The 24,617-nt window shown below is 60.4% G+C and carries 18 protein-coding genes; 14 read left to right on the top strand and 4 right to left on the bottom strand.

Annotation, left to right across the window (positions count from 1 at the left end; genetic code table 11):
* Positions 1-121 precede the first annotated feature (121 nt).
* The gene (locus JFT85_RS14215) at positions 122-658 is read right to left on the bottom strand and encodes a chorismate mutase (protein WP_069550828.1); all 537 of its coding nucleotides are present in this window, start codon (positions 656-658) and stop codon (positions 122-124) included.
* A 429-nt stretch (positions 659-1,087) separates the two neighbouring features.
* Between JFT85_RS14215 and JFT85_RS14210 the strand changes: the two genes are divergently transcribed.
* The gene (locus tag JFT85_RS14210) at positions 1,088-1,327 is read left to right on the top strand and encodes a DUF6124 family protein (RefSeq protein WP_069550829.1); all 240 of its coding nucleotides are present in this window, start codon (positions 1,088-1,090) and stop codon (positions 1,325-1,327) included.
* 68 nt (positions 1,328-1,395) lie between these two features.
* Here the strand turns inward: JFT85_RS14210 and glnA are convergent, their stop codons facing one another.
* Entirely contained in the window at positions 1,396-2,802 is a 1,407-nt protein-coding gene (gene glnA, locus JFT85_RS14205) for a glutamate--ammonia ligase (protein ID WP_034117297.1), read from the bottom strand.
* Positions 2,803-3,135: 333 nt separating this feature from the next.
* Between glnA and thiI the strand changes: the two genes are divergently transcribed.
* Together thiI and typA are read left to right on the top strand one after the other, a co-directional pair.
* Entirely contained in the window at positions 3,136-4,590 is a 1,455-nt protein-coding gene (gene thiI, locus JFT85_RS14200; protein ID WP_169875670.1) for a tRNA uracil 4-sulfurtransferase ThiI, read from the top strand.
* 139 nt (positions 4,591-4,729) lie between these two features.
* Positions 4,730-6,550 (top strand): translational GTPase TypA, encoded by a 1,821-nt coding sequence (gene typA, locus JFT85_RS14195; protein WP_053253905.1) that lies wholly within the window; start codon positions 4,730-4,732, stop codon positions 6,548-6,550.
* A 185-nt stretch (positions 6,551-6,735) separates the two neighbouring features.
* On the opposite strand, the gene JFT85_RS14190 is transcribed toward typA, so the two are convergent.
* Complete coding sequence (locus tag JFT85_RS14190; protein ID WP_201230015.1) at positions 6,736-7,170, bottom strand: YkgJ family cysteine cluster protein; 435 nt, start codon at positions 7,168-7,170, stop codon at positions 6,736-6,738.
* A gap of 236 nt (positions 7,171-7,406) precedes the next feature.
* Here JFT85_RS14190 and JFT85_RS14185 point away from each other — a divergent pair, with 236 nt between their 5' ends.
* The 6 genes from JFT85_RS14185 to JFT85_RS14160 all read left to right on the top strand — a co-directional run bounded on the left by JFT85_RS14185 (position 7,407) and on the right by JFT85_RS14160 (position 16,988).
* The gene (locus JFT85_RS14185) at positions 7,407-9,857 is read left to right on the top strand and encodes a glycogen/starch/alpha-glucan phosphorylase (protein WP_053253907.1); all 2,451 of its coding nucleotides are present in this window, start codon (positions 7,407-7,409) and stop codon (positions 9,855-9,857) included.
* A gap of 170 nt (positions 9,858-10,027) precedes the next feature.
* The gene (locus JFT85_RS14180; RefSeq protein WP_201230013.1) at positions 10,028-13,540 is read left to right on the top strand and encodes a DUF2339 domain-containing protein; all 3,513 of its coding nucleotides are present in this window, start codon (positions 10,028-10,030) and stop codon (positions 13,538-13,540) included.
* Positions 13,540-14,883 carry a DUF3999 family protein gene (locus JFT85_RS14175; RefSeq protein WP_201230898.1) on the top strand — a complete coding sequence of 448 codons (1,344 nt, stop codon included), beginning with the start codon at positions 13,540-13,542 and terminating at the stop codon, positions 14,881-14,883. Before JFT85_RS14180 ends, JFT85_RS14175 begins: the two co-directional genes overlap by 1 nt.
* Before the next feature lie 96 nt (positions 14,884-14,979).
* Entirely contained in the window at positions 14,980-15,990 is a 1,011-nt protein-coding gene (locus JFT85_RS14170; RefSeq protein ID WP_053253909.1) for a class 1 fructose-bisphosphatase, read from the top strand.
* 143 nt (positions 15,991-16,133) lie between these two features.
* Positions 16,134-16,388: a hypothetical protein gene (locus JFT85_RS14165; RefSeq protein ID WP_017849914.1), complete on the top strand. Its 255-nt coding sequence runs from the start codon at positions 16,134-16,136 to the stop codon at positions 16,386-16,388.
* Between the two features lie 30 nt (positions 16,389-16,418).
* On the top strand, positions 16,419-16,988 hold the full coding sequence (locus tag JFT85_RS14160) for a lipocalin family protein (RefSeq protein WP_053253910.1): 570 nt from the start codon (positions 16,419-16,421) through the stop codon (positions 16,986-16,988).
* Between the two features lie 131 nt (positions 16,989-17,119).
* Here JFT85_RS14160 and JFT85_RS14155 read toward each other — a convergent pair whose 3' ends face one another.
* Positions 17,120-18,484, bottom strand: coding sequence for a formimidoylglutamate deiminase (locus tag JFT85_RS14155; RefSeq protein WP_169875673.1), 1,365 nt, complete (start codon positions 18,482-18,484; stop codon positions 17,120-17,122).
* 147 nt (positions 18,485-18,631) lie between these two features.
* On the opposite strand from JFT85_RS14155, the gene hutC reads away from it, so the two are divergent.
* From hutC to JFT85_RS14130, 5 genes are all read left to right on the top strand, one after another.
* Positions 18,632-19,342, top strand: coding sequence for a histidine utilization repressor (gene hutC / locus JFT85_RS14150; protein ID WP_232000148.1), 711 nt, complete (start codon positions 18,632-18,634; stop codon positions 19,340-19,342).
* The gene (locus JFT85_RS14145) at positions 19,339-19,899 is read left to right on the top strand and encodes a HutD/Ves family protein (RefSeq protein WP_069550833.1); all 561 of its coding nucleotides are present in this window, start codon (positions 19,339-19,341) and stop codon (positions 19,897-19,899) included. The genes hutC and JFT85_RS14145 overlap by 4 nt, the downstream gene beginning before the upstream one ends.
* A 405-nt stretch (positions 19,900-20,304) precedes the next feature.
* The gene (hutU, locus tag JFT85_RS14140; protein WP_069550834.1) at positions 20,305-21,975 is read left to right on the top strand and encodes a urocanate hydratase; all 1,671 of its coding nucleotides are present in this window, start codon (positions 20,305-20,307) and stop codon (positions 21,973-21,975) included.
* A gap of 143 nt (positions 21,976-22,118) precedes the next feature.
* The gene (locus JFT85_RS14135; RefSeq protein ID WP_069550835.1) at positions 22,119-23,576 is read left to right on the top strand and encodes a purine-cytosine permease family protein; all 1,458 of its coding nucleotides are present in this window, start codon (positions 22,119-22,121) and stop codon (positions 23,574-23,576) included.
* A gap of 69 nt (positions 23,577-23,645) precedes the next feature.
* Positions 23,646-24,611 carry an ABC transporter substrate-binding protein gene (locus JFT85_RS14130; RefSeq protein ID WP_053253916.1) on the top strand — a complete coding sequence of 322 codons (966 nt, stop codon included), beginning with the start codon at positions 23,646-23,648 and terminating at the stop codon, positions 24,609-24,611.
* The last annotated feature ends 6 nt before the right edge of the window (positions 24,612-24,617 follow it).

Raw genomic sequence — 24,617 nt, 5'->3', positions numbered from 1 at the left:
CGAGTCCAAATGTGGGAGCGGGCTTGCTCGCGAAGGCGGTGTTTCAGTTAATGCATCAGGTGACTGACACACCGCCTTCGCGAGCAAGCCCGCTCCCACAATTTTGATTGGGTTTCAGGCCTCAACCTTTGTAGATGCACAGCTCGGCGGTGGCGCGGATCATTGCCAGTTGGCGCAGCGGATCATTCTGCGGCTCATGCACGGCGGTGGCCAGCCATTGCGGGCACTGTGGATCGGTGCGCTGCGGGGTGAAGTCGGCCAGTTGCTGCAGCAGGCGTTTTTGCAGTTGGTCCAGTTGCGGGCGAATTTGCTTGACCAAGTCTGGGCGCGGGTCGTCGGGCGCGTTGCCCTGGAACTGCCAGTCGGACAGATGGGTGTATTGCACCAGCTTATTGGCTTCGATCTGTGCCGAGAAAAATTGCTCGGCGGCGGCGGGGTCGAGTTTGTAAGTGGGCGCCTGGGCGACCACGCTGGCGATCACTTCCTGTTCGCGCTTCCTGTCCTCTACGGGCTTGTGGCTGTCCCATTTGCTCAGGGCCACCTGGTCGGCAATCTCCAGGCGTTCGGCGATGCTGTTGAGCAGAGGCTCCAGGGTGGGCGGCGCGGCGCTGGCTGTGGCGCAGGCGAACAACAGGGCGAATGCAAGTTTATGTTTCAACGTAGATCTCCTTGTGGGAGCGGGCTTGCTCGCGAAGGCGGTGTGTCAGTCACCCGATGCATTAACTGATACACCGCCTTCGCGAGCAAGCCCGCTCCCACATTTTGATTGGGTTTGCAGATTTTGGGCAGTGTCAGCCAGAGGCTACCTTAGCTTGCGTGCTTGCCTACAGGTGCGCCAGAATCCGCCGGCTTGTACGGCTGGCTTGTCGTCTCTAAGGTTGCTCGGTCGCTGCTCATCAGCGATCAGGTTTAGTAGCCTGAGGGTTAAGTTAAGTCGTACCACTCCGACCTTTATGGCGGCTGTGCGTAGGGCATCTTCGGGTGCGCCGGCTTTTGCTTAACTTCCCCGGTCTACTAACCTGCGCATAGCTGCCACCCTATCGTTTAGTAGCGAGTCGATGGCGGCCTCATTCGAGGAAGTTAAGACATGTTCAAAGCAACCCCAAATCCACCTCTATCCGTCTTCACCATCGACTCTGGCAGCGACGACGAGTCCCTGCTGGTCAACAGCTTCGAAGCCTTTACCTCGGTCAGCACCTTGTTGCTTGATTTGTCAGAGGCGCTGGAAGGCAAACACCGCGATACCGTCCTGGCGATTCATCAGCTCAGTGCTCTCGGCACCTTGATGGTTGGCAAACTGCTCGACCGCCACGCCCCGGCTCGCTAAACGCCAGGCAAAAAAAGACCTCCCGAAGGAGGTCTTTTCGTTACGCCACGTTAAGCAGCGCTACCGGATCAGCAGCTGTAGTACAGCTCGTATTCCAGTGGGTGTACGAAGGTGCGTACTTTGATTTCTTCTTCGCTTTTCAGCTCGATGTAGGCATCGATGAAGTCGTCGCTGAATACGCCGCCTTTGGTCAGGAACGCACGGCCCTTGTCCAGCTCTTCCAGGGCTTCTTTCAGGCTGCCGCACACTTGTGGGATCTCTTTGGCCTCTTCAGGCGGCAGGTCGTACAAGTTTTTGTCGGCGGCGTCGCCAGGGTGGATCTTGTTCTGGATGCCGTCCAGGCCAGCCATGACCAGGGCAGCGAAGGCCAGGTATGGGTTGGCTGCCGGGTCCGGGAAGCGTGCTTCGATACGGCGAGCGCGTGGGCTGGACACGTAAGGAATACGGATCGAAGCGGAACGGTTACGCGCCGAGTAGGCCAGCATTACCGGTGCTTCGAAACCTGGCACCAGACGCTTGTAGGAGTTGGTCGACGGGTTGGTGAAGCCGTTCAGGGCCTTACCGTGCTTGATGATACCGCCGATGAAGTACAGGGCAGTGTCGGACAGGCCGGCATAACCTTCGCCAGCGAAGGTGTTCTTGCCTTCTTTAGCGATGGACAGGTGAACGTGCATACCCGAACCGTTATCGCCGTACAGTGGCTTAGGCATGAAGGTAGCGGTACGGCCGTAGGCATCAGCCACGTTGTGTACGCAGTACTTCAGGGTCTGAACTTCGTCAGCCTTGGCCACCAGGGTGTTGAACTTCACACCGATTTCGTTCTGGCCGGCAGTCGCCACTTCGTGGTGGTGAACTTCGATGACCAGGCCCATTTCTTCCATGGCGTTGCACATGGAGGTACGGATTTCGTGGTCGTGGTCGAACGGCGGAACTGGGAAGTAGCCACCTTTGATACCTGGACGGTGGCCTTTGTTGCCGCCTTCGATGTCCTGGTCAGACATCCACGAACCTTGTTCGGAGAAGATTTTGAACATGGAACCGGAGATGTCGGACTTGAACTTGACCGAATCAAAGATGAAGAATTCTGGCTCCGGGCCTACGAATACGGTGTCGCCGATACCGGTCGACTTCAGGTATTCCTCGGCGCGCTTGGCGATCGCACGTGGGTCGCGGTCGTAGCCTTGCATGGTCGAAGGCTCGATCACGTCGCAGACGATGATCAGGGTTGGGTCTTCGGTGAACGGGTCGAGAACGGCAGTGCTGTCGTCCGGCATCAGGATCATGTCGGAAGCTTCGATGCCTTTCCAGCCGGCAATGGAGGAACCGTCGAACATTTTGCCTTCTTCGAAGAAAGCATCATCCAGCGCGTCGCGAGCCGGCATGGTCACGTGGTGCTGAGTACCTTTAGTGTCCGTGAAGCGCAGATCAATCCATTTAACGTCATGATCTTTGATGAGTTGAACCGACTTCGACATGGTGTCCTCCGGGTGGCTTCGGGCTGGATAGTGGAGTTAGCCCTTAGAATGTGGGTGATGCCGGCGCGAATACTCGACCAAGGCAACCTGCCTCACAAGAGAGCAAATTGCATGCCAGTGCGCCAACATGGCCTTTTTGCCTCAAAATGGCCCCTATAACGGTGCAATCCGCCGAAACGGAATAAATCACGCACTGCAATGTAGCGTTAATTGACGTAAATGACCCGTTTTGGTGCGCGTCGTGTGTAATGCATATTAACTGGTTAAACCTTGAGCGATTTCCGCTATAATCCGCGCCCCCCTTTTTCAGCAGGCCCGGCGCGCGCTGTTTCCATGAAATTAATCGTTAAAGTGTTCCCCGAGATCACCATCAAAAGCCGACCGGTACGGATGCGTTTCATCCGTCAATTGGCCAAGAACATCCGTGCCGTGCTCCGTGACCTGGACCCGGCTGTGGTGGTGAATGGCGTGTGGGACAACCTCGAGCTGGAAACCCGTATCACCGATGCCAAAGCCTTGAAGGACATGACCGAGCGCCTGAGCTGCATGCCGGGCATCGCGCATTTCCTGCAGGTGGATGAGTACCCGCTGGGCGACTTCGACGACATCACCGAGAAGTGCAAGCTGCACTTTGGCAATGAGCTTGAAGGCAAGATTTTTTCGGTGCGCTGCAAGCGCGCCGGCAAGCACACCTTCAGCTCCATGGACGTCGAGAAATACGTCGGCAGCAAGCTGCGTCGCGAGTGCGGCGCCGCCGGAATTTCCCTGAAAGCGCCGCAAATTGAAGTGCGCATGGAAATTCGCGACCAACGGTTGTTTGTGATTCACAGCCAGCACAACAGCATCGGCGGCTACCCGCTGGGTGCCCTGGAACAGACCCTGGTGCTGATGTCCGGCGGTTTCGATTCCACGGTGGCGGCCTACCAGATCATGCGCCGCGGCCTGATGAGCCACTTCTGCTTCTTTAATCTGGGCGGGCGTGCACATGAATTGGGCGTGATGGAAGTCGCGCACTTTATCTGGAAGAAGTACGGCAGCTCCCAACGCGTGCTATTTGTAAGCGTGCCGTTCGAGGAAGTGCTGGGTGAAATTCTCGGCAAAGTCGATAACAGTCATATGGGCGTAGTATTGAAGCGTATGATGTTGCGCGCTGCGTCCCGAATCGCCGATCAGTTGCAGATCGACGCGTTGGTGACCGGTGAAGCGATCTCCCAGGTCTCCAGCCAGACGCTGCCGAACCTGTCGCTGATCGACTGCGTGACCGAGAAGCTGGTGCTGCGCCCGCTGATCGCCAGTCACAAGCAGGACATCATCGACCTGGCCGAAGAAATCGGCACGGCGGATTTCGCCAAGCACATGCCTGAATATTGCGGGGTCATTTCGGTGAACCCCAAGACCCACGCCAAGCGCAACCGCGTGGAGTACGAAGAACAACAGTTCGACATGGCGATTCTGGAGCGTGCGCTCGAGAACGCTAAAATGGTGCCGATCGATCGCGTAATCGACGAATTGGGCCAAGACGTGCAAATCGAAGAAGTCAGTGAAGCCCTGGCCGGCCAGATTGTCGTCGACATCCGTCACCCGGATGCCGCCGAAGATGAGCCGCTGGAAATCGCTGGCGTCGACGTGCAAACGCTGCCGTTCTACGCATTGAACGCGCGTTTCAAGGAACTGGATAACAGCCGTCAGTACCTGCTGTATTGCGACAAAGGCGTGATGAGTCGCCTGCATGCCCACCATTTGCTCAGTGAGGGGCATGCCAATGTGCGCGTTTATCGACCGAGCTAAGAGCCCGGGGCTGTTTGCCTGTGGCCTGCGTCACCGGCCCCCCGACTCTGCCGTCAAGCTGTAACGGCAAGGCCTGACTCTACTGTTAATCGCTGCCACGACCTGTCAGCACACCGAATCCTCTGATCGAGATACACAAGTGATCGAAAATCTACGTAACATCGCCATCATTGCTCACGTTGACCATGGTAAAACCACCCTGGTAGACAAACTCTTGCGTCAATCCGGCACCCTGGAGCGCAACGAGCTCAACGACGAGCGCGTGATGGACTCCAACGACCAGGAAAAAGAGCGCGGTATTACCATCCTGGCTAAAAACACCGCTATCAACTGGAACGGCTACCACATCAACATCGTGGATACCCCGGGCCACGCCGACTTCGGCGGCGAAGTAGAACGCGTAATGTCGATGGTTGACTCCGTTCTGCTGCTGGTTGACGCTCAAGACGGCCCTATGCCGCAAACCCGTTTCGTGACCAAGAAGGCTTTCGAAGCCGGCCTGCGTCCGATCGTGTGCATCAACAAGGTTGACCGTCCAGGCGCACGTCCGGACTGGGTTCTGGACCAGATTTTCGACCTGTTCGACAACCTGGGTGCTACCGAAGAGCAACTTGATTTCCAAGTGATCTACGCGTCTGCCCTGAACGGTATTGCCGGTCTGGAACACACCGCCATGGCGGAAGACATGACCCCGCTGTACCAAGCAATCGTTGACCACGTTCCACCGCCGAAGGTTGACCGTGAAGGCGCGTTCCAGATGCAAATCTCCGCACTGGACTACAACAGCTTCCTGGGTGTTATCGGCGTTGGCCGTATCGCTCGTGGTAGCGTCAAGCCGAACACCCCGGTTGTGGCTATCGGTGCTGATGGCAAGAAGCGTAACGGTCGTATCCTGAAGCTGATGGGTCACCACGGTCTGCACCGTATTGACGTTGAAGAAGCTTTCGCCGGCGATATCGTTTGCGTCAGCGGCATGGACTCGCTGTTCATCTCCGACACCCTGTGCCAGCCGGACACTGTCGAGGCGATGAAGCCTCTGACCGTTGACGAGCCAACCGTTTCCATGACCTTCCAGGTAAACGACTCGCCTTTCTGCGGTAAAGAAGGCAAGTTCGTGACTTCCCGTAACATCAAGGAACGTCTGGACAAAGAGCTGCTGTACAACGTTGCACTGCGCGTTGAAGAAGGCGACTCGGCTGACAAGTTCAAGGTTTCCGGCCGTGGTGAGCTGCACCTCTCGGTACTGATCGAAACCATGCGTCGCGAAGGCTTCGAAATGGGCGTTGGTCGTCCAGAAGTGATCATCCGTACTGTTGACGGCGTGAAGCAGGAACCGTTCGAAAACGTGACCATCGACACCCCGGAAGAATCCCAGGGCAAGGTCATGGAAGAGATGGGCCTGCGTAAAGGTGACCTGACCAACATGGTGCCGGATGGCAAAGGCCGTGTGCGTCTGGAATACAACATCCCTGCTCGTGGTCTGATCGGTTTCCGTAACCAGTTCCTGACCCTGACCAACGGTGCTGGCATCCTGACCTCGATCTTCGATCGCTACGACACCATGAAGTCCGGCGACATGTCCGGCCGTCAGAACGGTGTTCTGGTATCGGTAGAAACCGGTAAGGCACTGACCTACTCCCTGGAAACGCTGCAGGCGCGTGGCAAGCTGTTCGTTGAACACGGTCAAGAGATCTACAACGGTCAGATCGTTGGTCTGAACAGCCGTGACAACGACATGGGCGTCAACCCAACCAAAGGCAAGAAGCTCGACAACATGCGTGCTTCGGGTAAAGACGAAACCATCGCTCTGGTTCCACCTGTTCGCTTCACCCTGGAACAGGCTCTGGAATTCATCCAGGACGACGAGCTGTGCGAAGTGACACCTAAGTCGATCCGCCTGCGTAAGAAGATCCTGGACGAAGGCGAGCGTACCCGCGCTGCCAAGAAAGCCAAGAACTGAGTTAACTCAGGCTGAATGAAAAACGCCCCCGGTCGAAAGGCCGGGGGCGTTTTTTTATGCCTGATCGTTCCCACGCTCTGCGTGGGAATGCCGCTTGGGACGCTCCGCGTCCCGCTTTTAAGGGCGGACGCAGAGCGTCCAGGGCTGCATTCCCACGCGGAGCGTGGGAACGATCATCATGATCATCAGAACTTGTCGAGAGTCCGGAAATTGGTCTCGCGCACCACTTCCTTCGGCTTGTACGCACAATACCCCGGGCGCGGGCCGATTTTCGGGTGGTTGCGGCAGGTATCCGGGCGCTTGTCATAAATAGTGCAGAAGCGCGTCTTACGATCCAGGTACAGGCAATCGTTGTTGCTCATGCGCTGCAGGGTAAAAATCTCCGATTTGGAGTTGTAGCGCTCGACGATGCCTTCTTTCTGCAAGCGCTTGGCGATGTTCTTCGGTGGGTCACTGCGCTCGAACTCATCGACGATGCCAATGCGGATCAGGTCCTTGATCTTCACCTCAACCGGCAGCGTGCAGCAGCTGGACACACAGCCACCGCACATGTGGGCGGAATATTTCTGCCAAGTCTCGAGACGGTCGAGTTCCGCGGCGGCGATCAGTTGAGGCTTCATCAGGGTTCCAAGGTGGGGCGCTATCTGGGCGCGCGATAATACCGGGATTGATGATTTTTTGAACAGTATTTTGCGGCTTTCAGCCAGAAGGCTGCTCAAACCCCGATCGGGCACGACCCCTGCATCATTTTCCCGCAAAGGTGAATGAGTTAAAAAACTGCCGAACCAGCACGTTCACCGTCTGTCAGACCGACTAGGCTCTAGCAACTCCTTCAATCTCGCCCGAGGTCGCACCGATGTCTCAGGAACCGCTTGCACGAGAAGCAGAGGTAGCCGCATTCCGCGATGCTGTCTTGACCAAACTCACTTACGCGGTGGGTAAAGACCCCGACCACGCCTTCGACCACGACTGGTTTGAAGCCATTGCCCTGGCCGCCCGCGACCAGATGGTCGACCACTGGATGAACCATACGCGCCGTATTTACCGCAAAGGCCAGAAGCGGGTTTATTACCTCTCGCTGGAATTCCTCATCGGCCGCTTGCTTTACGACAGCCTGAGCAACCTCGGCGTGCTGGAGATTGCGCGCGAAGCCCTGTCCGAACTGGGCGTCGACCTGGAACGCATCCGCCTGCTGGAGCCCGACGCGGCGCTCGGCAACGGCGGCCTTGGCCGCTTGGCGGCCTGCTTTATGGAAAGCATGTCGACCTTGGGGATTGCCGGCCACGGTTACGGCATTCGCTATGAGCACGGCTTGTTCCGCCAGGCGATTGTGGATGGCTGGCAGCAGGAACAGACCGAACGCTGGCTGGACTTCGGCAACCCGTGGGAGTTTGAACGGGCCGAAGTGATTTACCCGATCGGCTTTGGCGGCAGCGTCGAAACCCTGCCGGATGCCTCCGGCAAGCTGATCCAGGTGTGGACGCCCAACGAAACCGTGCGCGCCGTTGCTTATGACACCCCGGTAGTGGGCTGGCGCGGCGCCAGTGTGAACACCCTGCGTCTGTGGCGTGCACGGGCCGTGGAAGACCTGCACCTGGAACGCTTCAATGCCGGTGACCACTTGGGCGCCGTCGCCGAAGTGGCCCGCGCCGAAAGCATCTCGCGCGTGCTTTACCCTGCCGACAGCACCGAAGCAGGGCAGGAACTGCGCCTGCGCCAGGAATACTTCTTCGTCTCCGCTTCGCTGCAAGACTTGTTGCGCCGCCACAAAAACATGCACGGCTCGGTGCTCAGCCTGGGTGAGCACGCTGCCATCCAGCTCAATGACACCCACCCGTCCATCGCCGTGGCCGAGTTGATGCGCCAACTGGTAGACCTGCACGACATTCCGTGGGAAGCCGCGTGGGACGTGACGGTTGAAACGCTTTCCTACACCAACCACACCTTGTTGCCCGAGGCGTTGGAAACCTGGCCGGTAGGCCTGATGGAACGCATGCTGCCGCGGCACATGCAGATCATCTACCTGATCAACGCCCAGCACATTGATTCGCTGCGGGCCAAGGGCATCCACGATTTCGACGTGTTGCGCGCGGTGTCGCTGATCGAAGAAGACAACGGCCGCCGCGTGCGCATGGGTAACCTGGCATTCCTCGGCTCCCACAGCGTCAACGGTGTGTCCGGTTTGCACACCCAGCTGATGCGTAGCACGGTGTTCTCCGAACTGCACAAGCTGTACCCGGAGCGCATCAACAACAAAACCAACGGCATCACCTTCCGCCGCTGGTTGTACCAGGCCAACCCCAAGCTCACCGAGATGCTCGTGGAAGCCCTGGGCCCGGACATCCTCGACACCATGGAAACCCGCCTGACGGAGCTGGAAACCTTCGCCGAGAAGCAGGTGTTCCGCAAAGCCTTCGCCGAACAGCGCCTGCACAGCAAGCGTGCACTGGCCGAGATCATCCACGAGCGCCTGGGCATTTCGGTGAACCCGGCGGCGATGTTCGATGTGCAGGTCAAGCGCATCCACGAGTACAAGCGCCAACTGTTAAACCTGCTGCACACCGTGGCCTTGTACCAGGCAATCCGCGCCGAGCCGGGCACCGATTGGGTGCCACGGGTGAAAATCTTCGCGGGCAAGGCCGCCGCGAGTTATCACCAGGCCAAGTTGATCATCAAGCTGACCAACGACATCGCGCGCACCGTGAACAACGACCCCACCGTGCGCGGTTTGCTCAAGGTGGTGTTCCTGCCCAACTACAACGTCAGCCTGGCGGAAAGCATCATTCCGGCGGCGGACTTGTCGGAGCAGATTTCCACCGCCGGCTTTGAAGCGTCGGGCACCAGTAACATGAAGTTCGGCCTCAATGGCGCGCTGACCATCGGCACCATGGACGGCGCCAACGTCGAGATGCATGAGCGGGTGGGCGCCGAGCATATGTTTATCTTCGGCCTCAGCGCCGAACAAGTGGAAGCCCGCAAGCACGCCGGTGAATTCCACGCCGGGCCGGATGTGGCAGCCTCCCATCGTCTCAACGATGTGCTGCAAGCGATTCGCGGCGGGGTGTTCTCGCCGGATGATCCGGGCCGTTATGTGGGCTTGATCGACGGGCTGATCGACTACGACCGCTTCCTGGTGTGTGCCGACTTCGATGCCTATTGGGACGCCCAGGCGCGGGTCGAAGCGCATTGGCACGATTCCAAGGCCTGGTGGCGTTCGGCGGTGCTCAATACCGCGCGCATGGGCTGGTTCTCGTCGGACCGGACGATCCGCGAATACGCCACCGAGATCTGGAAAGCGCTCGACTAAACACCGCAGTAAAAAGTGTGGGAGCGGGCTTGCTCGCGAATGCGGAGGGTCAGTTAACAAATATGTCGACTGGCACCCCGCTTTCGCGAGCAAGCCCGCTCCCACATTAGCCCCGCGTCGATATACTAGGCCCCGGTTTGCCCGCCTCGGGCTGCTTAGGGATATCGACCATGCAATGGATTTTCATGCTGATTGGCCTGGTGCTCGGCTGGACACTCGATGAGTCGTTCACCGATGCCGGCTTCGGTGCGCTCTTGGGCCTGGGCATTGGCCAGGCGATTCGCCTCTCGAAGCTGTCCGCCCAGGCAGACCAGCAAGCGCGTCAGTTAGAGACCACGCAGAAGGCATTGATAGCCCTCGGTGAGCGCCTGCGGCAACTGGAAGTGCCCGCGCCGACCAACAGCGTGATCGTCGAAGCCCCCCTCCCTGAACCTGCACCTGTCGTTGCAAAGCCCGAACTTGTTTGGGAGTTGCCCGCCGAGCTGGCGCCTGTTGCCGTGGTGGCCGAGGCAAGCCAGCCACTGCCGGATGACGTCTGGGCCGCAGCGCCAACGCCGCAACCTGAAGCGCCGGCCATTCCCCGAGGCCCCAACCTGATCGAACGGGCCATCAGTGGCGCGCGCAATTGGCTGTTTGGCGGTAACACCGTGCTGCGCGTCGGCGTGGTGCTGCTCTTCCTCGGCCTGGCCTTCCTGCTGCGCTACGCCACCGAAGGCGTAGTGGTGCCGATCGAGCTGCGCTACGCCGGCGTTGCCGCCGCCGCCATCGGCCTGCTCGGGCTGGGCTGGTGGTTGCGGCTGCGTAACAGCAATTACGGCTTGATGCTGCAAGGCACCGGCATTGCCGTGTTGTACCTGACCGTGTTCGCGGCGATGCGCCTGCACCCGTTGATCGATCCCGGCGCGGCACTCGGCCTGCTGGTGGCGGTCACGGTGTTCTCGGCGATCCTGGCGATCACCCAGGATGCCCTCGGCCTGGCCTGCGCGGCGGCGTTGGGTGGTTTTGCCGCGCCGATCCTGACCTCTACCGGCGCCGGTAACCATGTGGCGCTGTTCAGCTACTTCGCGCTGCTCAACGCCGGCATCCTCGCCATCGCCTGGTTCAAGGCCTGGCGTTTGCTCAACCTGATCGGGTTTGTCGGTACCTTCGGCATTGGTTTCGCCTGGGGCATGCGCGCTTACACGCCGGACCTGCTGTGGAGCACCGAGCCGTTCCTGATCCTGTTTTTCCTGATGTACCTGGCCATCGGGCTGCTGTTTGCGCGGCGCAAACTGCTGGCGCTGGGCGACGCCCCTGAAGGCCGTGACGCACTGCTGCGCTGGTCGGCGGGCAAGGGCGATTATGTCGACGGCAGCATGCTGTTCGGTCCGCCGCTGGTGGGCTTCGGCTTGCAGTTCGCGCTGGTGCAGCACCTGGAGTTTGCAGCAGCGTTCAGTGCGTTGGGCTTGGGGCTTATCTACATGGGCCTGGCCCGGTTGTTGAGGGGTGGGCGCGCCTTGTTGCTGGCGGAAACCTGCCTGGCGCTGGGTGTGATCTTTGCCAGCCTGGCGATTCCACTGGGCCTCGATGCACGCTGGACGGCTGCCGCGTGGGCGGTGGAGGGCGCCGGGATCTTCTGGCTAGGCTTGCGTCAGCAGCGGCCTTTGGCGCGGGCCTTTGGCCTGTTGTTGCAACTGGGGTCGGCGCTGGCGTTCCTCAGCGAGCTGCGCGTGGGCGCACAGACCTTGCTCGACGCTGCGCCGTTGGGTGCGCTGCTACTGGGCGCGGCATTGCTGTTCAGCTTCGCTCAGTTGCGCAAGGCGCCGACTGAACAGGCAGCCGATTGGGAGCGCAAAGGCTTGCCGGTATTGGCGAGCCTGGGCCTGAGCTTTTTGTACCTGCTCGCGCCGTTGCTGTTACTGACCCAAGGCACGGCCATCAGTTGGGCAATCGCCGGTCTGGTCACTCTGTTTATCGGCCTGCGCATCGGCTCGCGTACCTTCCTGTTCAGCGCCTTCGCCGTGCAATTGCTTGGCGGGGCGTTGTTCCTGCTGCGCTTGCAAGGCGGCGACGGGGCGGCGGTCTTCAGTGCGGGTTGGTCCGGCTTGTTGACGGCCTCGCTGATCGGCCTGGCCTTGGTCGGCGGCATGCTGCTGGCGGCGCGCGATGACATGGTGCGCAGCGACGTGCGGTTACTGCGCGGTCTGTCCGTGGTGTTGCTCGCAGGTTTGGTGCTGATCAATCTTGCTGTGCTGTTCGTACTGCCTTGGGAAAGTGCCAGCGGCGTGTGGGCGGCGAGTGGCTTGTTGATCATCTGGCTGAGCCTGTACCTGCAACAGCGCGTCAGCTTCGTGTTTGGGCTGCTGCTGCAATTGGTCGGCGGCGGCTCGTTCCTGTTGGCGGCGCCGCAGTTGCTTGGGCCGCTGACCGGCGATGGCTTGCGCCCCTTGGCGCACAGCGGGTTCTGGACGCCGATGGTGCTGGGCCTGGCCGCGATGGTGGGCGCCTGGCGCTTGCAGCGTGAACCGCATGCGCCGGTGTTTGCTGTGTTGAAGCTGCAACGCCTGTCCGACCTGCTGCTGGTGTGGGGCGCGGCCTGGTGGACGCTGGCGCTGATCGGTGAAGTGTTGCGGTTTATCCCGCAGGAGCTGCAGGGGCCATTTTTGCTCAGCATCGCGGCGGTGAGCGTGGCGATCTGGGCAGTGCTGGCCGAACGTTTGCGCTGGGCATCGCTGGGCATTCTGTGCGCCTTGCTGATGCCGGCGGCGGGCGTGGTGTTGCTGGTGTCTGCCCATGACTACTACCACCCGGCGGCGCAGTACGGCTGGCTGGCTTGGTTGGCGGTGTTCGTTGTGCATTTCATCGCACTGCGCCGTTTGGCTGCGCGGGTGCCGGGCAACGTGTTGAGCATCGCTCACGTGCTCGGCTGCTGGATGTTGATCGGCGTGTTGGCGCTGGAGCTGCGTTACGGCCTGCTGTTGCTGTCGAGCGAGTACAACGCCTGGCGCTGGTTGGGTTGGGCGATTCTGCCGAGCCTTTATCTGGTGCTGGCGGCTGCGTCGCGCAGCTGGCCATGGCCAGTCTCGGCCTACCCGCGTGAATACCGCGTGCTGGCAGCACTGCCGCTGGCGGTATTGATGCTCGGCTGGTTCTGGCTGGCAACTATCTTCAGTGACGGTACGGCCAAACCGCTGCCGTATGTACCGCTGCTCAACCCGCTGGACCTGGGCCTGCTGTTTGCGCTGCTGGGTGTGTATTTATGGTCGCGCAGCGTGGCGCCGCAACGCGGGCCGCGTACTGAGCTGATCGCCCAAGGTGTGGCGGGTATTTCGCTGTTTGCCTTCTTTACGGCATTGGTGATGCGCACTGCCCACCATTGGGCTGGCGTGCCCTTCCAGCTGGATGCACTGCTGGAGTCGATGTTGGTGCAGGCCGGCCTGTCGATTGTGTGGACCTTGGTCGCCCTCGGCCTGATGATCGGCGGCCACCTGCGCCATCGTCGCGAAGTGTGGCTGATCGGCGCGGCGCTGATTGCGCTAGTGGTCGCCAAGCTGTTCTTTGTCGAACTGAGCAACCGTGGCGGGCTGGCGCGGATCGTGTCGTTTATCGGCGTGGGCGGGCTGTTGCTGGTGGTGGGCTACTTTGCGCCGCTGCCGCCCAAGCGCGCCGAACCGGTGTTGGAAACTGAAGGAGCATCCTCTTGATCGGTAAGTTGAGCGTAATCGCGGTGGGCGTGTGTACGACGTTGTCGGTGTGGGCCCAGGAAGCGCCCGCCGACTTCACCACACACGTGCCGCTGGCCGTCAACGGCAACGGCCCCTGGTATCGCCTGGAGCTGCCATTGGCGGTGCAATTGAGCGCGCGTCAGGCTGACCTTAGTGATGTGCGGGTGTTCAATGCCGCCGGTGAGCCGCAAGCCTATGCGCTGTCGCGTCAATCAGCGCAGCGTACTGAACGCCGCGATGTGGCTGACGTGAAGTGGTTTCCACTGTACGCCGCCGACACCCGCGAAAGCGTGCCGAACGTGCTGATGAAGTCCACTGCCGAAGGCACGCTGCTCGAAGTGCTCCCGTCCAAGGCAGGTCAGCAAGTGCTGCGTGGCTGGGTGCTGGATGCCAGCGCGATCAAGGCGCCGCTGCAGCAACTGAGCCTGGACTGGCGCCGCGAGCAGGATGGCTTCCAGCGTTTCAGCATTGAAGCCAGCGATGACTTGCAGCACTGGCAGTCGTGGGGCGATGGGCAGGTGGCGCGCCTGTCGTTTGCCGATGAGCGCGTCGAGCAGCATGACGTCAGCCTGCCGGGCCAGTCGGCGCGTTACCTGCGTTTGGTGTGGCAGGGCCAACCTGCGCCGCAACTGACCTCGGCCAAGCTGGTCAGCGCCTCCAGCAGCCGTTTGCCGCTGCCGTTGGTGTGGTCGCAACCGCTGTCGGGGGCGCGGCTCAAAGCCGGGGAATACACCTGGCAACTGCCGACGGGGCTGCCTGTGGAGCGCGTGCGTGTTGAGTTGAAACAGCCCAATACGTTGGCGCCGGTCACCTTGGCGGGGCGCCGCGACGCCCATCAAGCCTGGCAGCCGCTGAGCAATGGTTTGTTGTACCGCCTGACCCAGAACGGCCAGGACGTGGTGCAGGACGAATTGCAGCTGCCTGGTCAGGCCGTGGCCGAGCTCAAATTGCAGGTGGATGAGCGCGGCGGTGGCCTGGGCATCGAAGCCCCGGCTCTGCGTTTTGCCGTGCGCGCCACCCAATTGGTGTTTCTGGCGCGGGGCGAACCACCGTTTACCCTGGCGTTAGGCAATGGCTCGGTCAAGGCGGCGAACCTGCCGTTGTCGACCCTGATCCCTGACTACAGCGCCGAGCGCCTCAAGACGTTGGGTCAGGCCACGGTCACGGGAGCGGTGGTGGTCAAACCCAGCGTCGTGGCCCCGTTGCCCGAAGTGGGCGGCGACTGGAAGAAACTTGGCCTGTGGGCCGTGCTCCTGCTGGGTGTGGCGGCACTGGGGGCGATGGCCTACAGTTTGTTGCGCGCGCCAGCAGGCAAACCGTGAACTCTATTGGAGTTAAATCCTCTGATTAGAGGAAATACGCCTCGACTCGCGTTAAACTGCGCGGGTTTATAAGCCCCCCATTCTCCGGAGCCTTACATGTCCCGCGTTACCCTGAGTCGCTATTTGATCGAGCAGACCCGCAGCAACAACACGCCTGCCGATCTGCGCTTCCTTATCGAAGTGGTGGCGCGTGCTTGCAAGGAAATCAGCCACGCCGTGTCCAAAGGCGCACTGGGTGGTGTCCTGGGCAGCATGGGCACTGAAAACGTCCAAGGCGAAGTGCAGAAGAAGCTCGACGTCATCTCCAACGAGATCCTGCTCGAAGCCAACGAATGGGGCGGTCACCTGGCCGGCATGGCGTCCGAAGAAATGGACAATGCCTACCAGATCCCGGGCAAGTACCCGAAAGGCGCGTACCTGTTGGTATTCGACCCACTGGACGGTTCGTCCAACATCGACATCAACGCGCCGGTCGGCACCATCTTCTCGGTACTGCGTTGCCCGAACGAATACCTGAGCCAGAACGAAGCCCTGAACGAAAAGGCCTTCCTGCAGCCAGGCACCGAGCAGGTTGCTGCCGGCTATGCGATCTACGGCCCACAGACCATGCTGGTGCTGACCCTGGGCGACGGCGTCAAAGGCTTTACCCTGGATCGTGAAATGGGCAGCTTCGTGCTGACCCACGAAGACATCACGATTCCTGCCTCCACCCAGGAATTTGCGATCAACATGTCCAACCAGCGTCACTGGGAAGAGCCGGTTACGCGCTATGTCGGCGAGTTGATGGCCGGTGAAGAAGGCCCGTTGAAGAAGAACTTCAACATGCGCTGGGTCGCCGCGATGGTGGCCGACGTGCACCGTATCCTGACCCGTGGTGGCCTGTTCATGTACCCACGTGACAGCCGTGAGCCCTCCAAGCCTGGCAAACTGCGCTTGATGTACGAAGCCAACCCGATGTCGTTCCTGGTCGAGCAAGCGGGCGGTGCGTCCACTGACGGCCACCAACGCATCCTCGACATCCAGCCTGAAGGCCTGCACCAGCGTGTAGCGGTGTTCCTGGGTTCGAAGGAAGAGGTTGAGCGTGTGACCGGTTACCACAAGAAGTAAAACCTTGCGGTAATAAAAAGCCCCGAAACGTTTCAGCGTTTTCGGGGCTTTTTTGTTTTCGCTCGTCGGGAACCAGACACCCCTTTTCCCTTCTAAGCTTCTGGCAGATACCCCAGCTGCTTCGTCTCTTCAGGAGCTTTTCCATGTCTTTACGCCGTCTCGCTTTGTTGGCTTTTTGCGTGCTCTTAGCCGCGTGCAGCAAGGTCAATCAAGAAAATTACGCGAAGCTGTCGGCTGGCATGGCCAAGGCCGAGGTTGAGTCGTTGCTGGGCAAGCCGACCGATTGTTCCGGCGCACTGGGTATGTCCAGTTGCACGTGGGGCGATAAAAACAGCTTTATCAGCGTGCAGTACGCCGGTGACAAAGTTCTGATGTTTTCCGGGCAAGGCCTGAAGTAAACCGGGGCGCGAGCCTGCGGGAGAAGAAGAATGATGCGTTTTGTTTTGTTCCTTTGCGCCAGCCTGTTTTTGGCGGGCTGCGCCAGCCATTCTGGCGATGATCTGCAACCCAAGACAGCGAGCAACGTCAACCTCAAGCGTTACCAGGGCACCTGGTACGAGTTGGCCCGATTGCCGATGTACTTCCAGCGCAACTGTGCGCAGTCCGAAGCGCGCTACAGCCTGCTGCCGGATGGCGACATGTCGGTGTTCAACCGCTGCCTGACGCCTGAGTGGAAGTGGGAAGAAGCCAAGGGCACGGCCACGCCGCAAGTGCCCGGCAAGACCGACAAGCTTTGGGTGGAATTCAATAACTGGTTCACGGCGCTGTTGCCGGGCGTCGCCAAGGGCGATTACTGGGTGCTGTACGTCAGTGATGACTACAAGACCGCCATCGTTGGCAGCCCAAGCCGGCGCTACATGTGGATCTTGTCACGCACGCCGACGGTCAGCGCCGACACCCGCGAAGACCTGCTCAGCAGGGCGCGGCAGCAAGGGTACGACACCACGCGGTTGATCTGGCGTACGTCGGACAAGCAGATGGCGAAGACTTCGCAGTAAACCTGAGCCTTCGCCGATCAACATGTGGGAGCGGGCTTGCTCGCGAATACGCAGTGTCAGTCGACAGATGTAATGACTGATACACCGCATTCGCGAGCAAGCCCGCTCCCACCTTTGTTTGGGATGGCTTGTTAGCCCAGCATATCCCTCAGCACCTGCGTGAAGGCGCGGCGGCTTTCCTCTTCACCGGCATGATGCCCGTCCCGTACGACCCACTGCCCGTTCACCAGCACATCGCGCACTTGCCGATCACCTCCGGCGAACAGCCAGCGATTCAAAATCCCGTCCTCCGTCGCCGTCGCCAGGTACGGGTCGTTGCCGTCGAGCACCAGCCAGTCCGCGCGTTTGCCCACTTCCAAGCGACCAATCGGCTGGCCCAGCGCCTGGGCGCCACCGTCCACGGCAGCATCAAACAGTGTGCGGCCGACCATTGGCTGATCGCTGCGGTACACGCGGTTACGCCGCTGGTCACGCAGGCGCTGGCCGTATTCCAGCCAGCGCAATTCTTCCACCACGCTAAGTGACACATGGCTGTCGGAACCAATGCCCAGGCGTCCGCCTTGAGCGAGGAAATCCACGGCCGGGAAAATCCCGTCGCCCAGGTTGGCTTCGGTGGTCAGGCACAGACCGGCGATCGCACGGCTCTTGGCCATGCGCGTGACTTCGTCAGGATCCGCGTGGGTGGCATGCACCAGGCACCAGCGCTCATCGACTTGAACATTGTCATACAGCCATTGCAGCGGGCGCTTGCCACTCCAGGCCAGGCAGTCATCGACTTCTTTTTGCTGCTCGGCGATGTGGATGTGCACCGGGCAAGCCTTGTCACTGGCGGCCAGCACGTCATTGATTTGCTGCGGCGTGACGGCGCGCAACGAGTGGAAGCACAGGCCCAGCTGCTGCGCCGGTTGGGCGGCAAGCATCGGCTTGAGGTGTGCTTGCAGGTCCAGATAGTTTTCGGTGCTGTTGATAAAGCGCCGCTGACCTTCATTCGGCGCCTGGCCACCAAACCCGGAGTGGGTGTAGAGCACGGGCAGCAAGGTCAAGCCAATCCCACTGCTGGCGGCCGCCTGGCTGATCTGCCGCGACAGCTCAGCACGGTCGGCATAGGGCTGGCCGCTGACGTCGTGATGCACGTAGTGAAATTCCGCCACCGAGGTGTAACCGGCCTTGAGCATCTCGATGTACAGCTGGCGGGCGATGACCTGGAGTTGCTCCGGGTTGATCTTGCCGACCATGCGGTACATCAAGTCGCGCCAGGTCCAGAAGCTGTCATTCGGGTTGCCGGCCACTTCGGCCAAACCTGCCATGGCGCGTTGGAACGCGTGGGAATGCAGGTTGGGCATGCCCGCCAATACCGGGCCTCTAAGCCGTTCGGCGCGCTCTGCACTGGCGTTGGGCTCAACGTGGGTCAGCAGGCCATCGGCACTGACTTCAAAGCGTACATCGTTGGCCCATCCATTAGGCAGCAGCGCGCGTTCGGCAAAGAAAGCGGACATGATCAAGGCACCCCGGTCGTGTGTTTATTTGTATATACATATACAGACGTTTGCCTGCTCGGTAAACTCCGGCAATCTATGCATCTTTTCCCCCTGCAAGGATTCCCTGTGCCGACTCCGCCTGCCAAGTCTTCGCTGGCTGCCCACATGGACGAAAGTCCGGCGCCCTTGTACGCCCGCGTCAAACAGATGATCAGCCAGCAAATCCTCAACGGCAACTGGCCGCCCCATTACCGCGTGCCGTCGGAGAGCGAGTTGGTCAGCCAGCTGGGTTTCAGCCGCATGACCATCAACCGCGCCCTGCGTGAGCTCACCGCCGAAGGGTTGCTGGTGCGCATGCAAGGCGTTGGCACTTTCGTCGCCGAACCCAAGAGCCAATCGGCGCTGTTTGAAGTGCACAACATTGCCGATGAGATCGCCTCCCGCGGTCATCGGCATACCTGCCAGGTCATTCACCTGTGCGAAGAGGCCGCAGGCTCCGAGCGCGCCGTCGCCCTGGAAATGCGCGAAGGCGGGCGGGTGTTCCACTCGTTGATCGTGCACTTCGAGAACGACATTCCTGTGCAAATCGAAGACCGTTTCGTCAACGCCCTGGTGGCGCCGGACTACTTGCAGCAGGATTTCACCCAGCAAACGCCTTACGCCTACTTGAACCAGGTTGCACCGCTGACCGAAGGCGAGCATGTGGTCGAAGCGATTCTTGCCGATGCCGAAGAGTGCAAGTTGCTGCAGATCGAGCCGAGCGAGCCGTGCCTGTTGATCCGCCGACGCACTTGGTCCGGGCGCCAGCCGGTGACCGCTGCGCGTTTGATCCACCCCGGTTCCCGTCATAGCCTGGAAGGACGTTTCAGTAAATGAGTGCAGTGAAAGTCTGGCGCGCCACCGATTACATCCGCATGCCATGGAAAAACGGCGGCGGCAGCACCGAAGAAATTACCCGCGACGCCGGTACTGGCCTGGATGGCTTTGGCTGGCGCCTGTCGATTGCCGACATTGGTGAGTCGGGTGGGTTTTCCACCTTCGCCGGCTACCAGCGCGTCATTACCGTGATCAAGGGCGCGGGCATGGTCCTGACCGTCGATGGCGAGGAGCAGCGCGGGTTGTTACCGCTGCAGCCCTTCGCGTTCAGCGGTGAAAGCGACGTTTCCTGTCGCCTGATCACCGGGCCGATCCGCGATTTCAACCTGATTTATTCGCCGCAGCATTACCACGCACGCTTGCAGTGGATGGATGGTGTGCAGCGTTTTTTCACTACCGCGCAGACCGTGCTGGTGTTCAGCGTCGCGGATGAAGTGAAGGTGCTGGACCAAAAGCTGGGGCATCACGACTGCCTGCAAATCGACGGTAACACCGCCCTGCTGGACCTCTCGGTTACCGGCCGCTGCTGCATTATCGAGCTGACCCCGCGCGGTTAAACATGTGGGAGCGGGCTAGCTCGCGAACGCGGTGTAGCAGTGCCAGATAGGCTGGCTGACCCACCGCATTCGCGAGCAAGCCCGCTCCCACATGTGTATCTGTGTTGTTCAAGGGATCTGTTTCCGGCTCGCGCACCAATTTGTTACCGAATGCCCCAGCGTGGCGCAACGCCGCGTTGTTATGAACAATCGCCCTCCCTGAAAAACTCCTCCGTAAGAAATTTCGCCAAGCCTCCACGCCTTAATTTCCAAGGCTTTCGCACACCTGCGCAAAAAATCTGACACCCGCGTTGCGAAAGTTGGCCGCTTGATTGCATATGCTTGTATGTACAAGTAAAGATGTGTGCGTAAGACTCTCCTGCGCACCATCCATGTTCGCGCATCGATCGCCGAGGAGTCCTAGCTGTGACCAAGCCTACAAAATACCGTGACGTCGAAATCCGCGCCGCCCGCGGTAACAAGCTCACCGCCAAAAGCTGGCTGACTGAAGCGCCGCTGCGCATGCTGATGAACAACCTCGACCCGCAAGTGGCCGAGAACCCGAAAGAATTGGTGGTATACGGCGGTATCGGCCGTGCGGCGCGCAACTGGGAGTGCTACGACCAGATCGTCGAGAGCCTCACTAACCTGAACGACGACGAGACCCTGCTGGTGCAATCCGGCAAGCCGGTCGGCGTGTTCAAGACCCACAGCAACGCCCCGCGCGTGCTCATCGCCAATTCCAACCTGGTGCCGCACTGGGCCAGTTGGGAACATTTTAACGAGCTGGATGCCAAGGGCCTGGCCATGTACGGCCAGATGACCGCTGGCAGCTGGATCTACATCGGCAGCCAGGGCATCGTTCAGGGCACCTACGAAACCTTCGTCGAAGCCGGTCGCCAGCATTACAACAGTGACCTGACCGGCCGCTGGGTACTCACCGCCGGCCTCGGCGGCATGGGCGGCGCTCAGCCACTGGCTGCCACCCTGGCCGGGGCGTGCTCGCTGAACATTGAGTGCCAGCAGGTCAGCATCGACTTCCGCCTGAGCAGCCGTTATGTCGACGAGCAAGCCACCGACCTCGACGACGCCCTGGCCCGCATCGCCAAATACACCCAGGAAGGCAAGGCCATCTCCATCGCCCTGTTGGGTAACGCGGCGGAAATCCTGCCGGAGCTGGTCAAGCGTGGCGTGCGCCCGGACATGGTCACCGACCAGACCAGCGCCCACGACCCACTCAACGGCTACCTGCCGGCCGGCTGGACCTGGGACGAATACCGCGCCCGCGCGAAAACCGAACCGGCTGCCGTGATCAAGGCCGCCAAGCAGTCGATGGCCGTGCACGTCAACGCCATGCTGGAATTCCAGAAGCAAGGCATCCCGACCTTCGACTACGGCAACAACATCCGCCAGATGGCACAAGAAGAAGGCGTGGAAAACGCATTCGACTTCCCAGGCTTCGTACCGGCCTACATCCGCCCACTGTTCTGCCGTGGCATCGGCCCGTTCCGTTGGGCGGCGCTGTCTGGCGACCCGCAGGACATCTACAAGACCGACGCCAAAGTCAAAGAGCTGATCCCCGACGACGCGCACCTGCACAACTGGCTGGACATGGCGCGCGAGCGCATCAGCTTCCAGGGCCTGCCGGCACGTATCTGCTGGGTGGGCCTGGGCCAGCGTGCCAAGCTGGGCCTGGCGTTCAACGAAATGGTGCGCAGCGGCGAGCTGTCGGCACCCGTAGTGATCGGCCGTGACCACCTCGACTCCGGCTCGGTCGCCAGCCCGAACCGCGAAACCGAAGCCATGCAGGACGGTTCCGACGCTGTGTCCGACTGGCCACTGCTCAACGCCTTGCTCAACACCGCCAGCGGCGCGACCTGGGTTTCGCTGCACCACGGCGGCGGCGTGGGCATGGGCTTCTCGCAGCACTCCGGCATGGTGATCGTCTGCGACGGCACCGATGAAGCGGCTGAGCGGATTGCCCGCGTACTGCACAACGACCCGGCTACCGGGGTGATGCGCCACGCAGACGCCGGTTACCAGATCGCAATCGACTGCGCCAAGGAGCAGGGCCTCAATCTCCCGATGATCAAGTAATGCAAGGTGGGAGCGGGCTTGCTCGCGAATGCGGTGTGCCAGTCACCGTAATCGTTAGCTGACCCTCCGCTTTCGCGAGCAAGCCCGCTCCCACATTTGATCTGTGTTGCAAACAAAAACAATCCATCAGAGGTTGAACACACATGGCTGCAAATGACGCACGTGCAAGCACCACCCCGTTGATCGAAAGGCGTTCGATCGACTACATCCCGGAAGCGGAAAGACACGGCCGTCTGTTCAGTCAGTTCACCCTATGGATGGGTGCCAACCTGCAAATCACCGCGATCGTCACCGGGGCTCTGGCCGTGGTGCTGGGCGGTGATGTGTTCTGGTCGTTGATCGGTCTGTTGATCGGCCAATTGATCGGTGGCGGTGTCATGGCGTTGCATGCAGCGCAAGGACCGAAGCTGGGCCTGCCGCAGATGATCTCCAGCCGGGTGCAGTTCGGTGTTTATGGCGCGGCCATCCCGATCGTACTGGTCTGTTTGATGTACCTGGGCTTTACCGCGACCGGCACCGTACTGTCCGGCCAAGCGCTGGGCCAGTTGTTTGGCGTCAGTGACAGCGTCGGTATCCTTATTTTCGCCAGTGTCATCGTGCTGGTCACAGTGCTCGGTTACCGGGTGATCCATTGGATCGGCCGCGTCGCCAGCGTCATCGGTGTGGTTGCGTTCGTCTACCTGTTCAGCCGCCTGATCAGCCAGACCGACGTGGGTGCTCTTCTGCAAATCCGCCACTTCAGTTGGAGCAGTTTTTTGCTGGCGGTGTCGCTCGCGGCCTCCTGGCAGATCGCTTTCGGCCCTTACGTGGCGGACTATTCACGGTACTTGCCGAGCAAGACGTCTTCGCTGAAAACCTTTCTCGCCGCTGGCGCGGGTTCGGTCATTGGTGCACAGGTAGCGATGATCCTCGGCGTGTTTGCCGCGGCCATGTCCAACGGGCAATTCGCAGGCCACGAAGTGGCTTACATCGTGGGTTTGAGCGGCACGGGGGCCACGGCTGCGCTGCTGTACTTCAGCATCGCTTTCGGCAAGGTCACCATCTCTACGCTGAACTCCTACGGCAGTTTCATGTGCATCGCGACCATCATCAGCGGCTTTCGGGGTCGCCTGGAGGTCACGCGTCTGCAGCGCCTGGTTTTCGTGCTGGTCATTGTCGGCACTGCGACCCTGATCGCGTTGCTCGGCCAGCACTCGTTCCTCGGGGCGTTCAAGTCTTTCATCCTGTTCCTGCTGGCGTTCTTTACGCCCTGGAGTGCGATCAACCTGGTGGATTACTACTGCATCACCCGCGAGCGCTATGACGTGCCGGCGCTGGCCGACCCGAACGGTCGCTACGGCCGCTGGAACCTGCTCGGTATCAGCGTGTATGTCTTCGGCGTGTTGGTGCAATTGCCCTTCATCTCGACCAAGTTCTACACCGGCCCGCTGGTGGCCGCGCTGGGTGATGTGGATATTTCCTGGATCATCGGTCTGGTGCTTCCCGCAGCCCTCTATTACGTCTGTGCGAAAAAATGGCACAGCGCAATTCCTGAACGACTGATCCTGCCGCAAGAGCAGGGCGCTACACCAACGACAAACGGGCTGACTGCACAGGCCTGATGGGACGTGGACAGGGCAGGATGCCTACTGACTGCCGTAATCCATTTCAAGATTGGGAGCGTCACAACAATGAACATGAATAAGACCCTGCTGGCCACACTGTTTTCTGCAGGCCTGCTGGCGAGTGTCGGCGCGCAAGCGGCCGGTTGGTGCGAATCCGGCAAACCGGTGAAATTCGCCGGCCTGAACTGGGAAAGCGGCATGTTGCTCACCGACATCCTGCAAACCGTCCTGGAGAAAGGCTACGACTGCAAAACCGACAGCCTGCCGGGCAACTCCATCACCATGGAAAACGCCCTGAGCAGCAACGACATCCAGGTGTTTGCCGAAGAGTGGGTCGGCCGCAGTGAAGTCTGGAACAAGGCCGAGAAGGCCGGCAAAGTCGTCGGCGTCGGTGCCCCGGTTGTCGGTGCTGTCGAAGGCTGGTACGTGCCGCGTTACGTGATCGAAGGCGACGCCAAGCGCAAGCTGGAACCCAAGGCGCCGGGCCTGAAAAACATCGCCGACCTGGCCAAATACGCCTCGGTGTTCAAGGACCAGGAAGAGCCGTCCAAAGGCCGTTTCTACAACTGCCCGGCCGGCTGGACCTGTGAGCTGGACAACAGCGAAATGCTCAAAAGCTACGGCCTGGAAAGCACCTACACCAACTTCCGCCCGGGCACCGGCCCGGCGCTGGATGCGGCGGTGCTGTCGAGCTACAAGCGTGGCGAGCCGATCCTGTTTTACTACTGGTCGCCCACCCCGCTGATGGGCCAGGTTGATCTGGTCAAGCTGGAAGAAAAACCCGGTGTGGATAAAACCGTGAGCATCAAGGTTGGCTTGTCCAAGACCTTCCATGAGCAGGCGCCGGAGTTGGTGGCCGTGCTGGAGAAGGTCAACCTGCCTATCGATCTGCTGAACCAGAACCTGGGCCGCATGGCCAAAGAGCGAATTGAGTCGCCAAAACTGGCGAAAATTTTCCTCAAGGAACATCCTGAAGTCTGGCACGCATGGGTGAGCGACGACGCAGCCAAGAAAATCGACGCGGCCTTGTAGGTTGAG

The organism is Pseudomonas sp. TH04 (genome assembly GCF_016651355.1).
Lineage (GTDB): Bacteria > Pseudomonadota > Gammaproteobacteria > Pseudomonadales > Pseudomonadaceae > Aquipseudomonas > Aquipseudomonas fluorescens.
This window is presented reverse-complemented; position numbering and strand designations above follow the sequence as displayed.

Bases quoted from the DNA above. Each gene is read 5' to 3' on its own strand.
- hutC (WP_232000148.1), top strand. From the start codon at position 18,632: ATGGACGAAAGTCCGGCGCCCTTGTACGCCCGCGTCAAACAGATGATC.
- JFT85_RS14145 (WP_069550833.1), top strand. From the start codon at position 19,339: ATGAGTGCAGTGAAAGTCTGGCGCGCCACCGATTACATCCGCATGCCA.
- JFT85_RS14210 (WP_069550829.1), top strand. From the start codon at position 1,088: ATGTTCAAAGCAACCCCAAATCCACCTCTATCCGTCTTCACCATCGAC.
- JFT85_RS14130 (WP_053253916.1), top strand. From the start codon at position 23,646: ATGAACATGAATAAGACCCTGCTGGCCACACTGTTTTCTGCAGGCCTG.
- JFT85_RS14170 (WP_053253909.1), top strand. From the start codon at position 14,980: ATGTCCCGCGTTACCCTGAGTCGCTATTTGATCGAGCAGACCCGCAGC.
- JFT85_RS14160 (WP_053253910.1), top strand. From the start codon at position 16,419: ATGATGCGTTTTGTTTTGTTCCTTTGCGCCAGCCTGTTTTTGGCGGGC.
- JFT85_RS14190 (WP_201230015.1), bottom strand. From the start codon at position 7,170: ATGAAGCCTCAACTGATCGCCGCCGCGGAACTCGACCGTCTCGAGACT.
- JFT85_RS14165 (WP_017849914.1), top strand. From the start codon at position 16,134: ATGTCTTTACGCCGTCTCGCTTTGTTGGCTTTTTGCGTGCTCTTAGCC.
- JFT85_RS14155 (WP_169875673.1), bottom strand. From the start codon at position 18,484: ATGTCCGCTTTCTTTGCCGAACGCGCGCTGCTGCCTAATGGATGGGCC.
- JFT85_RS14180 (WP_201230013.1), top strand. From the start codon at position 10,028: ATGCAATGGATTTTCATGCTGATTGGCCTGGTGCTCGGCTGGACACTC.
- JFT85_RS14135 (WP_069550835.1), top strand. From the start codon at position 22,119: ATGGCTGCAAATGACGCACGTGCAAGCACCACCCCGTTGATCGAAAGG.
- thiI (WP_169875670.1), top strand. From the start codon at position 3,136: ATGAAATTAATCGTTAAAGTGTTCCCCGAGATCACCATCAAAAGCCGA.
- JFT85_RS14185 (WP_053253907.1), top strand. From the start codon at position 7,407: ATGTCTCAGGAACCGCTTGCACGAGAAGCAGAGGTAGCCGCATTCCGC.
- glnA (WP_034117297.1), bottom strand. From the start codon at position 2,802: ATGTCGAAGTCGGTTCAACTCATCAAAGATCATGACGTTAAATGGATT.